We start from the raw sequence: 12,008 nt of genomic DNA on the forward strand, positions 1-12,008 counted from the left end.
ATTCTTCATCAGGGCTTTTAACGCAAGTATCTTACTTATTCTCTAAGAAGGTTCTAAGTTCTTCAGCAGAAATACCTTGTTCTGCTATCTCTTTCGCCATTAACTCGACTTGCTCACCTTTACGAGACTCTACAACCCTTTGAAACTGATAGATAATATCTCTTAGCATGTGTAAGGGAACCTGTTTAGCGGCACTTTGAATTCGCTCTTCACTCTGATTGCCTAATTCAATAAGCAATTTTCCAAACATTACTTTCTCTGGCGATTCTTCCAGTTGTTCTAGAATACGAGCCATTTCATAGGTGGTCATCGACATTACTGTTTCTAATCCAGTTAATATTAGTAATCGAGTATATAAGATCAAATATACACCCGTTTAATCAATTGGAAAACCACATCGTTGCTGAAATGAACAATATTGGCTTACCGCTGACACAGGCTAATTATAACCCAGATCAGCGAGGGTTGTTAGCAAGTTACCTCATGCCAGTGCTTAGCCGTCTTCGACAACAACACCAACAAACCAGGTAACAGCAACCACATCAGCAAAGCCATCATTGTGGTTGTGTCTAAGTGCAACCGTTGCACGGTACCGATAATTAGACCCGCACCACTCATTTGGAATAAGCCGAGTAATGCTGATGCTGTCCCTGCTTTATCACCAAAAGGAGCCAGTGCTTTGCCGGCAGAAGCACCAAGAACGAACGCAAAGCCAACCGAACATAGTATGATTGGAAGCATAAATGACGCTGCACTCTTAAGCGGAGCCAGTATCAACATTAACGCGCCAGCACTCAATAATATACTGATTCCCATGATGATCGTTTTTCTGGTACCCACTTTATCCATGATTTTTGGTGCGATTAAACAGGCGATAATATTGAATACGGCATTGATAGCAAACCAGTAAGTGAAAGCACTCATCGAAAGAGACATCTCACCCATTAATATTACTGGTGCTGAAGTGACATAGCCAAGAATCACCGCCATGGCCAACATACACAGGGTTGCATGAAAAACAAAGATGGGTGATTTAAGGACTTCACCATAACGACTTAACTTAAACACCTGAGTGTTGGTTGGTGTTTGATTGGTCTCTTTTAAATTGAGCATAACCACTGCACCGATAACTAAAGCAAATGCGGCCATAAAGCTAAAGTTACTGCGCCAACCAAATTGGCTTGTTAGCCAACTCCCCAAAATAGGAGCAAGCGCCGGGATAAAACAAATCGCACCATTGAGGTAGCTGATCATCTTGCCACTGCGCTGGGGGCCAAAGATGTCGCGAACGGTTGCAAACGCTGCCACAGATGTTGCACATGCACCTAAGCCTTGTAGCAAGCGAGCCATCAGCATCCACTCTATTGATTGCGCAGCCCACGCCAAGCACGCACTCAATCCATAAATAGTAATACCAGCCAACGCAACCGTTCGACGTCCGAGTTTATCTGCCAAGGGACCCGCGAAAATTTGTCCAACGCCCATCGCAAACAAGAACCACGTAATCGTATCTTGTGCCAATACATCACTCACACCAAACGAATTCGCCATTTGTGGTAACGCAGGCAAATAGATATCGATAGCCAGTGGACTGAATAAAACCAATGCGACTAGGGCAAGCAGTTGCCATCGACTAGGTGGATTAAAATGTGATTGCATTGATTACCTTCGTTGCGAGTGATTGTAGCTTCTGGCCAGAATTATAGAAGCTTCAACATATGAATAAAAATGGTTTATACTCATTAGCAGTATTCCATAGGGGAATTTTGCTAATGAATTTGGAAAAGTTACTCCGTGTCGATCTTAACTTATTGGTTTGTTTAGCGGTGCTGTTAGAAGAACGCAGTGTTACCCATACCGCGAATCGACTCTATGTCAGCCAGTCTGCGGTCAGTAAATCACTCGCTAAGCTACGGAGCATCTTCGACGACCCCCTATTTACCCGTTCGGCTCACGGTTTATTGCCAACTGCAAAGGCACTTTATCTCAAACCCAAATTAGATCTGTTAATCAGCCATATTGAAACAATTACTCGTCCACCAGAATTCTCACCAGAGTCTAGTGAATACCGCTTTCATATTGCGGCTGTAGAGAGTGTCTACCCTCTCATCATGCCCCATTTTCTGCCGGCTATTTTTAGCCAAGGTCCAAATCTAAGTATCAGTACACACTCCTGGACTGAGAGTACGTTTGATAAACTGCAAAAAGGAAGTTTGGATATTGGTATCACAGGGAAAGATATCGATGTACATGATGCTATTAGAACCATGTACCCACCCAATGATATTGCTGAGCTAGAAGTCTATCGCGACTCTCAAATGTGCTTAGTAAGAAAGGACCATCCAGTGCTAAATACTGAGTGGAACTTACAACAGTATCTGGCCTTACGGCACGTTCAAGTCCGTTGTGATGGTAGCGACCGCTGGCTACTCGACTATCGCTTGGCAGACATGGGATTTGAACGGGATATCGCTATTACTGTTCCCGATTTTAATAATGCTGCGACACTGTGTACTTACACTGACTTTGTTTTTACAGCACCTCGCCACTTCGTTGACTTGGCTGCCAAGCAAATGGAACTTTGCATTCTACCTTTGCCCATCGAGTTTCCACCTATGGCCTACACCTTATTTTGGCACAAAGACAGGTGTCGTGACCCCGCACTAAATTGGTTAATAGATATCATCCGTCAAAAGACCTTACACCTGCGTTAAACGATCGTCTTGTGCAGTCAAGGTGACACGACTGAAACATCCCTTTGGCTACTTGAGAATCGTTTGTATATCGTTCGTAAAAGCGCTAGGTTATACAGCAAATAAAAGAAAGGTGACTGAGCTCACCTAGACAAAGGAATAATAGATGCAGGAACAAATTGCTCGCCGAGTAGAACTGATTCAGGCTTGGCTTATTGAAAACGATCTTGATGCATTCATAGTCGCTCATGAAGATGAGTACTTAGGTGAATATGTACCCGCACACAATGAACGCTTACACTGGTTAACTCAATTTACCGGTTCTGCTGGTGCTGCTGTGATCACACGGAAAAATGCCGCTATTTTTGTTGATGGTCGTTATACAGTTCAGGTAACAAAGCAAGTCCCAAATTCTCTATTTGACTATTGTCATCTCATTGAGCAGCCGCCGGTTAAATGGGTGACCGAGACGCTTTCTGTTGGTTCTCGTATTGGCATCGACCCACGTATGCATCGTGGCAACTGGTACCAAAATGCCCTAATTCAATTGGGTAATAAGTTCGAACTGGTCGCAACTGACGAGAATCCAATCGACATGAATTGGAGCGACCGACCAACGCCTCAGTTAAGCCAAGTCCGTTTAATGCCAATTGAGAAAGTGGGTCAAAACAGTCAAGATAAGCGCAAAGCTTTAGGTCAAGCGCTTGCCACCTCTGACGCAGATGCGGCCATTATTACTGAATTGGATTCGATTTGCTGGCTGCTTAACGTACGTGGACTTGACGTGTCTCGCCTACCAGTCTTGCTTGCTCATGCCATCCTCTACTCTGATGGTTCAACCAAGTTCTTTATCGATGAATCACGTATTGAGGATCTTTCCGCGTTCGACGCACACGTAGGCAGTGGCGTTGAAGTGTGTGCTCCAAGTAGTCTAGAGGAAGCACTTAAAGCGCTATCTGGAAAAAAAGTCACCCTCGACCCTGCAACCAGTAATGCGTGGTTCCAACTTAAACTTGAGGCATACGGTGCGAAGCAGCTAGAGCTTGCTGATCCATGCTTGATGCCAAAAGCAGCTAAGAATGACATCGAAATTTCTGGAATGAAAGCCTGCCATATCCGTGATGGCGCTGCGATGGTTAAGTTCCTTTCCTGGTTAGACAAAGAAGTTGCGGATGGCAATCTTCATGATGAAGCTACGCTATCTGATAAGTTAGAGTCATGCCGCCAACTGGATGAGTCACTAGTCGACCTTAGCTTTGATACAATTTCTGCATCAGCAGGTAACGCAGCTATGTGTCACTACAACCATGAGAACCAGGAAGTCCCAGGTTCATTAGAGCAGGACTCGTTGTATCTGGTTGACTCAGGTGGTCAATATCTTGATGGCACGACAGACATTACGCGAACCATTGCTATTGGTAACCCTAGTGACGAAATGAAACACCAATTTACTTTAGTGCTAAAGGGACACATTGGATTGGCTTGTGCGTTATTCCCTAAGGGTACATGCGGCCATCAACTCGATGTTCTTGCTCGCCAACATCTTTGGGCTAATGGCTTTGACTATGACCATGGCACGGGGCATGGTGTTGGACACTTTCTAAGTGTGCATGAAGGTCCTCAAGGTATTTCAAAAGTCGTTAATCGTAATGCACTTGTACCTGGCATGGTGTTATCCAATGAGCCTGGATATTACCGCGCCGATGCTTTTGGTATTCGTATCGAGAATCTAGAACTCGTTGTCGAAAAACAAACGCAAGGTGATCTAACCATGTATGGTTTCGAATCACTGACTCGTTGCCCAATAGACAAGCGAAATATTAAGACATCTTTACTTACTGACAGTGAAATACAATGGCTTAACACCTACCACCAAACGGTATTTAGTGAGGTTTCGCCACTTGTCGAAGGGGATTCCTTGGATTGGCTATCCAAGGCCTGCCAACCATTAGTTAAATAGAAATAGTAAAGGAGCTGCAAAGCAGCTCCTTTTTTTGTTTCACGTGAAACATTTCTTTCGAATCAAGTTAGCCCGAAAAAGATGGGTGCCAATCTTTCCATATAGGCTCCATACCAATCTGCTTAACAGACTCCGCAACAAGCCGTGCACTGCGTTCGTCGCTGATAGCAAACTGCTCTAACTCTTCCACTTCGCTGGCATAACCACCCGGTTGTGTTTTTGATGCCGCACTGATGCTAGTGATTCCTAATGGGTAGACGTGATCACGAAAAGTCGGTGACTCGCGAGTTGACAATGACAGCTCAACTTCGTTATTGAACAGTCTATACGCACAAATAAGCTGAACCAACTGCTTGTCCGTCATCACCGATTTTGGTTGAAATGCACCTTCACAGGGCCTGAGTCTTGGAAAAGAAATTGAATAACGAGACTTCCAATAATGACTCTCAAGATACTGTAGATGAGCCGCAACAAAAAAGCAGTCAGTGCGCCACTCTTCTAAGCCAATCAGTGAACCGATACCAATTTTATCAACCCCGGCCTTGGCCAATCTGTCAGGAGTGTCTAACCGATAGTCAAAATCCATCTTGTTTCCACGCAGATGATGTTCGGCATAAGTCCTACGATTGTACGTCTCTTGATACACCATTACCGCATCCAAACCACAGAGCTTTAACTCTTTATACTCATCTTGTTTAAGAGGTTGTACTTCCATAGCGAGATAGCTGAATTGCTTTTTGATAGTGGGTATAACTTGCTTAAAGTACTTCATCCCCACTTTGTTTTCATGCTCCCCAGTCACCAGCAAAATGTTGTCAAAACCCATAGACTTTATCACCCGGCATTCATCAGCGATTTCGTCTTCGTTTAACGTTTTACGCTTAATTTTATTTTCCATCGAGAAGCCACAATATGTACAGGCATTAGCGCACAGGTTAGAAAGGTATAAGGGGATGTACATCGACATCGTGTGCCCAAAACGCTTGCGAGTTAGAGCAAAAGAACGCTGAGCTAATTGCTCAATGTAAGGCTCTGCGGCAGGACTGATTAGTGCCTTAAAATCTTCTAAGTCGAGTCGCGTTTTAGAGAGTGCTCGCTCTACATCACGCGTCGATTTCGCATAAATGGAAAGACGAATATCATCCCAGTTATACTTAGCATGCTCCTGAACAAAGCTCATTTTGTTCTCCTACTCTAAATCTAGAAACGCCGTTAGCGGGCTCGAGGCCACGGCATGATTTACGATGCCCGCCAAGCCACTTTCATATGCCAACCTTCCCGACTCTACTGCCAGCTTAAACGCTTTTGCCATAGCAACCGGATCAGCGGCAGCCGCGATAGCGGTGTTAACCAAGACAGCATCAGCGCCCATTTCCATCGCAAGCGCTGCATGTGATGGTGCACCGATACCAGCATCAACCACAACCGGAACGTTAGCTTGTTCGATTATGATTTCTAAAAAGTCTTTACTGACGATGCCTTTATTACTTCCTATTGGGGCACCAAGTGGCATCACAGCTGCACACCCTACTTCCTCAAGGTGCTTACATAGCGTTGGATCACTATGACAATATGGCAGTACAACGAACCCATCCTTAACTAGCTGTTCAGCAGCTTTAAGCGTCTCGATCGGGTCTGGTAGTAAGTACTTCGGATCTGGGTGAATCTCTAACTTCAGCCAATTAGTACCCAATGCTTCTCTAGCAAGATGTGCAGCGAAGATGGCGTCTTTGGCATTCTTAGCGCCTGAAGTGTTAGGCAACAGACTAATCTTGTTCTCAATCAATGGTCGTAAGATGTTGTCATCTTGACCTTGTAGATCTACGCGTTTGAGCGCCATTGTCGCAAGCTGTGAACCACTTTCCGCAATAGCCTGAACCATAAGAGACTGATCCGAGAACTTTCCGGTTCCAGTAAATAGGCGTGATTCAAAAGTTTTATCGGCAATTGTTAGCATGAATTAGCCCCCTGCAATGGCTTGGAAGATGTTAATGGACATGTCGTTTTTGACGACAAACGTCGACCACTCAGTTCGCGGCACGATTTGGTCATTGACCGCAATGGCACAACCATGAGTATCAATATCGAGACCTTTAATAAGATCCTCGAGGAGGCTGTCTCTTTTCGTATTCTGTAGTGTGTTATTCACTGTTACTTGAATCATTATTTTATTCTCGCGTACAAATTCTGCGACTACACCAAGGTGTACTCAGTCGGTCGAGCAAACCGTACAAGTTTGCTCACGAGCAATCTGTAATGTTTGCCATTGGCCGTTTAGTCCATCGAATAACTTCAATGTCGGTGGTTTTTGCTGGGAAACCTGAGGGTGTACACCTGCTAGCAACTTAATCGTTTCTAAAGCTTGGTAAAGCCCCATCATGCCAACTACTGGCCCCATGACAGATGACTCTGAACATCGGCTGCTACCTTTGATTTCATCAAAGGGATACAAGCAGCGATAACAAGCGATCTCGAGGGAGGATGAGAACGGAAAAACACTGAGCTGCCCGTTCCAACCGATTGCTGCTGCGCTTACGAGGTCAGTGTTGCTTTGCTTGCAGTAGGCATTGATAGCATGCCGAGTCGCTAGGTTATCTGAACAATCAACCACAACATCAGCTAACGTGATCTCTAGTAATAACTGATTGCCATCAAGCTTTGTGTTAAGACTTCGCACCCTGACATCTGGGTTCTGTTGCTGAAGACTGGTCTTCAAACATTCGACTTTGGCGATTCCAATATCTTTTGTGTGATAAGTTACCTGTCGAGGTAAGTTCGATATCTCTACTACATCATCGTCAGCAATAGCTATACAGCCTACACCTGCACCAGCCAAGTACATGCTCGCTGCGGTACCAAGCCCCCCACCACCAACAATAAGCACATTGGCTTTGAGCAGTTTGCTCTGCCCTTCTTCACCTATGTTCGGAAGACTGATTTGGCGCAGATACTGCTTAAATTGGTCATCATTAACCATCAAGACGACCATCCATGATTGAGTCAAATTGCCCGATAACTTCGGGTACATCGTCGGCTAACGTGATTGCTCGTACCACTGCCAAGCTTGTTACGCCACAACTCCAAACTGCTGGTGCAGTCTTCAGATCGATACCACCAATAGCAACTGTTGGATATCCTAACTCTTCACCGTAAGGTATCGAATCAATCAATCGCTGATAGAGTTCCAGTCGTATCAAACCTTGTGGCTTTGACGGCATGTCTTTAGTGGTAGTTGGGAAAATGTGGCCGAGTGCAATGTAGCTAGGGTGGATTTGTACAATGCGTAGCAACTCGTAATAACCATGGGTAGACAAACCGAGTGCAATTCCTTGTTCTGCTAGTTGCTTGATGTTTGCTACTTCAATGTCTTCTTGCCCTAAGTGCACACCGTAGGCACCATGCTTAATCGCTAGCTGCCAATAGTCATTGATGAATACTTGGGCATCATGTCTGCGGCCAAGCTCGATCGCTTTTTCAATCTGCTGTTCCAGATCTGGCAGGTCATGCTGCTTGATTCGAAGCTGTACCGTTTTAATGCCAAGCTCTAGTAGTTCTGCTACCCAATCTACATTATCGACCACAGGGTAAAGCCCTAGCTTCGATTTACTGACGGTAGGAAATGGTAGAGCCGATGCATCGACTGCCCAACCAACACGTATACCTAAATTCGCATTTTCTATCACTGGAACGGGGAATTGGTCCAAGTGACTTGGCCATGTTTCACGTGAAACACATCCAGATCTAGCCACCATAACTGCATCTTCGAGAGGAAAATCGAGAGCAATACTCACCACGAGCCAAGCTAAATGTTCAGTGTGGTCAGTAATCAAAGAAGCTGCCGCAGAAGCCTTTATAACATTGTCTCTGCAAGACCAGACATCGAGCCATCGAGATCTACTTGCTACTGTTACATAGACGTCACCTTGCGTGGCCGTCACAAGTGAGGATGAAAGCTTGCTTTCATCCATATCATGCAAATACCTTACACGAATATCATTATCTAACGCACTATCTCCCATCCGGAAAGTAGAGCCTAGAACGTCACTTGAAATATAACGAGCGCTTTCTTCGTGCTGGATAACGACCGCCTGACCTTCTTCAGAAGAGGAAATTGCGATGTTTTCGGTTGAGAAGCCGACTTGTTTTGCTAGGCCGAGAACACGATGAATATGACGATTCAAAGCGTCTGCACCAATGGGCAACATGAGTTTCAACGGAAGCTCCTTGGATTATGGTGTTATTCTTCAGAAACAGCTGGATGATATAATTCGGCACCCGTTGCTCTGAACTCTTCAGACTTTTGACGCATCCCTTCTAAAGGGTCATCAAGCATTGTGATAGCAATACTGTCGCCTTGTTGTATGTCTTTAGCGTACTCTCGTACCTCTTGTGAGATCTTCATCGAACAGAATTTTGGACCGCACATCGAGCAGAAATGGGCAACCTTGCCAGACTCTTGCGGAAGCGTTTCATCGTGAAATTTCTTGGCCGTATCAGGGTCAAGAGAGAGGTTAAACTGGTCTTCCCATCTAAACTCAAAGCGAGCTTTGGATAGTGCATTGTCACGGATCTGTGCGCCTGGATGTCCTTTTGCGAGATCAGCGGCATGTGCTGCCAACTTATAGGTAATCAAACCCGTCTTTACGTCTTCTTTGTTTGGCAGCCCTAAGTGCTCTTTCGGCGTTACATAACACAGCATTGCACAACCATACCAGCCTATCATTGCCGCACCGATTCCTGAGGTAATATGATCATACCCAGGCGCAATATCCGTTGTTAATGGACCCAAGGTATAGAAAGGCGCTTCGTGACAATGTGTAAGCTGTACTTCCATGTTCTCTTTAATCATATGCATAGGCACATGACCAGGGCCTTCAATGATGACTTGCACATCGTGCTGCCATGCGATTTTGGTTAGCTCTCCAAGCGTTCGTAGTTCAGCAAATTGTGCTTCGTCATTTGCGTCAGCGATCGACCCGGGACGTAGACCGTCTCCCAAAGAAAGTGCTACGTCGTACTGTGCACAGATTTCACAAATCTCTTTGAAGTGGGTGTATAGAAAGCTTTGCTCGTGATGTGCTAAGCACCACTTTGCGATAATCGAACCACCACGAGAAACGATACCGGTGACTCTTTTTGCCGTCATCGGGATGTGATGAAGAAGAAGTCCTGCATGAATAGTAAAGTAGTCTACTCCCTGCTCAGCTTGCTCAATCAAGGTGTCGCGCATCACTTCCCATGTTAGATTTTCAGCGATGCCATTCACTTTCTCTAATGCTTGATACATAGGTACTGTACCAATAGGGACTGGACTGTTCCTTAGTATCCACTCTCTTGTCTCGTGAATATTTCGTCCAGTTGAGAGATCCATCACCGTGTCTGCACCCCATCGCGTACTCCAAACGAGCTTCTCCACTTCTTCTTCAATTGAAGACGTGACCGATGAATTGCCGATATTGGCATTCACTTTTACCAGAAAGTTACGCCCAATAATCATGGGTTCCGATTCAGGATGATTAATATTAGAAGGAATGATCGCACGGCCTTGGGCGACTTCATTGCGAACAAATTCAGGAGTAACTTCTTTTGGAAGATTGGCACCAAAATGCTCGCCAGGGTGCTGCTGAGTCAGCATCTCATCTTTTAATTTCTGACGCCCCATATTTTCTCTAATGGCAATATATTCCATCTCGGGTGTGATAATGCCCTGCCTTGCATAGTGAAGCTGAGTAACACAAGATCCCTCGGTTGCCTTTCTAACTTCTGGCAATTTTCCGTACCTTAAATCATCTAAGGTATCGTCTGCTAAACGCTGTTGAGCGAAGTCTGAGCTGACACTAGCCAGTACTTGAGTATCTGAACGTTCTTCAATCCATTTCTCTCTGAGCCTAGGTAGGCCCGAGTAGAGGTCAATATGATGTTGAGGGTCGGTATAAACACCAGACGTGTCATAGACGTGTATAGGCTCATTTGGAGCGAGTATTGGGTTTTGTGCTGTACCTCCTATCAAGCTATCCGCTAACGCAATCTTACGCATAGGCACACGCAGATCTGCGCGGCTACCTTGTATGTAAGTTTTGTCAGAATTAGGGTAAGGAGTTACCGACAGAGTATCGATGAAATTTTTTGCTTCTAATCTATTTTGCTTACGTGTCGACATAGCATTTCCTTTAATATCATATAATTAAAAAGATAAATGCTTGACGGATGTGTGATGACAAGAGGTATCATGAAGAATAGCGAATGCTATATGATAAAAAAGTAGAACGAGCCACTCTTTCTCCTGTTCCCTTCGCAGGTATTAGCCTGATCAGGTTCAACGGATCCCGAATTAACGGTCTCAGCCCATAAGGGCACTCCGACAAGTTATTGAAGTATAATTGAATTAAAATGCAGAAACCATCTTTAAGGATGGTTTTTTGGTTAACTTTTAACCAAAAGCTGGAAGCCTATCCAGGCTGCTGAAATACTTAGCACCACATTGAGTAGGACATTTAAACCCATCTTGAAAAAAGCTCCCTGCTGCATCATAAGCACATTATCCATAGAGAAAGTCGAGAAGGTAGTTAGTGCACCAAGGAAACCAAGTCCAATCACTTGACGCCAAGGTTCTGTTGCCAACAGTTCGTTTTCGAAAGCTGCGATCAATAAGCCCATTATAAAAGAGCCAGCAACATTGACGGTGAGTGTCCCATAGGGAAAGCCTCGTCCAAAAAGAACAATGCACAGTTCTGAAACGAGATAACGAGAACAGGCACCAAAAGCACCGCCCAAAGCAATGAAGCTAAGAATAGAAAATTGACTCATAAAAAGGCCCTTTGCCCAGATTAGCGTTCAAGTATAAAAGATAAGTGTTACTTCTTCAGCTGAAACATCAAATAGATTACCAACCTAGTCTAGTAAACTAGTGAAGAATTAATTTGTTACAGGAGTCACTTTTAGTCAAAATTTAGACATGGATAAGACAACAAGAATAGATTTTAGTCGTTCAGTAATGATTTTCTGCACTGTACACCATTATGATGAATTTAGCCTATTTGATTTCTGTACAGCTAAAACGCAAAAACCCCTAGCATTACTGCTAGGGGTTGTCGTCAAATAAGAACCTGGCGATGTCCTACTCTCACATGGGGAAACCCCACACTACCATCGGCGCTATTGTGTTTCACTTCTGAGTTCGGCATGGAATCAGGTGGGTCCACAATGCTATGGTCGCCAAGTAAAATATGGTGCTAGTACCCAGATTCGAACTGGGGACCTCACCCTTACCAAGGGTGCGCTCTACCAACTGAGCTATACCAGCAGATTCTACTCAAGACAGAAAAAGCCCGTTTTTTTCAAACGGGCTCTTTTTA

The 12,008-nt window shown here is 44.6% G+C and carries 11 protein-coding genes, 1 tRNA gene, 1 rRNA gene and 1 riboswitch; of the genes, 2 read left to right on the top strand and 11 right to left on the bottom strand.

Translation table 11 applies throughout. The features are described from left to right. Positions 1 to 31: 31 nt before the first annotated feature. The gene (gene tsrA / locus LNL84_RS19310; RefSeq protein ID WP_244359449.1) at positions 32 to 316 is read right to left on the bottom strand and encodes an H-NS-like global regulator TsrA; all 285 of its coding nucleotides are present in this window, start codon (positions 314 to 316) and stop codon (positions 32 to 34) included. Positions 317 to 468: 152 nt separating this feature from the next. Then, positions 469 to 1,659, bottom strand: a complete 1,191-nt coding sequence (locus LNL84_RS19315) for a multidrug effflux MFS transporter (RefSeq protein ID WP_244359451.1) — start codon at positions 1,657 to 1,659, stop codon at positions 469 to 471. A 113-nt stretch (positions 1,660 to 1,772) separates the two neighbouring features. Here LNL84_RS19315 and LNL84_RS19320 point away from each other — a divergent pair, with 113 nt between their 5' ends. After that, positions 1,773 to 2,714 carry a LysR family transcriptional regulator gene (locus LNL84_RS19320; RefSeq protein ID WP_244359453.1) on the top strand — a complete coding sequence of 314 codons (942 nt, stop codon included), beginning with the start codon at positions 1,773 to 1,775 and terminating at the stop codon, positions 2,712 to 2,714. A 145-nt stretch (positions 2,715 to 2,859) separates the two neighbouring features. Then, complete coding sequence (locus tag LNL84_RS19325) at positions 2,860 to 4,653, top strand: aminopeptidase P family protein (protein ID WP_244359455.1); 1,794 nt, start codon at positions 2,860 to 2,862, stop codon at positions 4,651 to 4,653. Between the two features lie 67 nt (positions 4,654 to 4,720). Here the strand turns inward: LNL84_RS19325 and thiH are convergent, their stop codons facing one another. From thiH to LNL84_RS19370, 9 genes are all read right to left on the bottom strand, one after another. Next, positions 4,721 to 5,833, bottom strand: coding sequence for a 2-iminoacetate synthase ThiH (thiH, locus tag LNL84_RS19330; RefSeq protein ID WP_244359457.1), 1,113 nt, complete (start codon positions 5,831 to 5,833; stop codon positions 4,721 to 4,723). A 9-nt stretch (positions 5,834 to 5,842) separates the two neighbouring features. Next, a complete protein-coding gene (locus LNL84_RS19335; protein WP_244359459.1) occupies positions 5,843 to 6,610 on the bottom strand; it encodes a thiazole synthase in 768 nt (255 codons plus the stop codon). Positions 6,611 to 6,613: 3 nt separating this feature from the next. Further along, a complete protein-coding gene (gene thiS, locus LNL84_RS19340; RefSeq protein WP_244359461.1) occupies positions 6,614 to 6,817 on the bottom strand; it encodes a sulfur carrier protein ThiS in 204 nt (67 codons plus the stop codon). Between the two features lie 45 nt (positions 6,818 to 6,862). Beyond that, positions 6,863 to 7,630, bottom strand: a complete 768-nt coding sequence (locus tag LNL84_RS19345) for a HesA/MoeB/ThiF family protein (RefSeq protein WP_244359463.1) — start codon at positions 7,628 to 7,630, stop codon at positions 6,863 to 6,865. Further along, positions 7,623 to 8,858 carry a thiamine phosphate synthase gene (locus LNL84_RS19350; protein ID WP_244359469.1) on the bottom strand — a complete coding sequence of 412 codons (1,236 nt, stop codon included), beginning with the start codon at positions 8,856 to 8,858 and terminating at the stop codon, positions 7,623 to 7,625. Before LNL84_RS19350 ends, LNL84_RS19345 begins: the two co-directional genes overlap by 8 nt. Before the next feature lie 32 nt (positions 8,859 to 8,890). Further along, positions 8,891 to 10,813: a phosphomethylpyrimidine synthase ThiC gene (gene thiC, locus LNL84_RS19355; RefSeq protein WP_244359465.1), complete on the bottom strand. Its 1,923-nt coding sequence runs from the start codon at positions 10,811 to 10,813 to the stop codon at positions 8,891 to 8,893. Between the two features lie 110 nt (positions 10,814 to 10,923). Continuing rightward, positions 10,924 to 11,024: riboswitch (TPP riboswitch) on the bottom strand. Between the two features lie 52 nt (positions 11,025 to 11,076). Next, positions 11,077 to 11,460, bottom strand: coding sequence for a fluoride efflux transporter CrcB (crcB, locus tag LNL84_RS19360; RefSeq protein WP_244359467.1), 384 nt, complete (start codon positions 11,458 to 11,460; stop codon positions 11,077 to 11,079). A gap of 297 nt (positions 11,461 to 11,757) precedes the next feature. After that, positions 11,758 to 11,873: ribosomal RNA gene (rrf, locus tag LNL84_RS19365) — 5S ribosomal RNA — on the bottom strand. A 7-nt stretch (positions 11,874 to 11,880) separates the two neighbouring features. Further along, positions 11,881 to 11,956 (bottom strand) — tRNA-Thr (locus LNL84_RS19370). Positions 11,957 to 12,008 lie beyond the last annotated feature (52 nt).

It is taken from the genome of Vibrio gelatinilyticus (assembly GCF_022836845.1).
In the GTDB taxonomy this organism is placed as follows: Bacteria; Pseudomonadota; Gammaproteobacteria; order Enterobacterales; family Vibrionaceae; genus Vibrio; species Vibrio gelatinilyticus.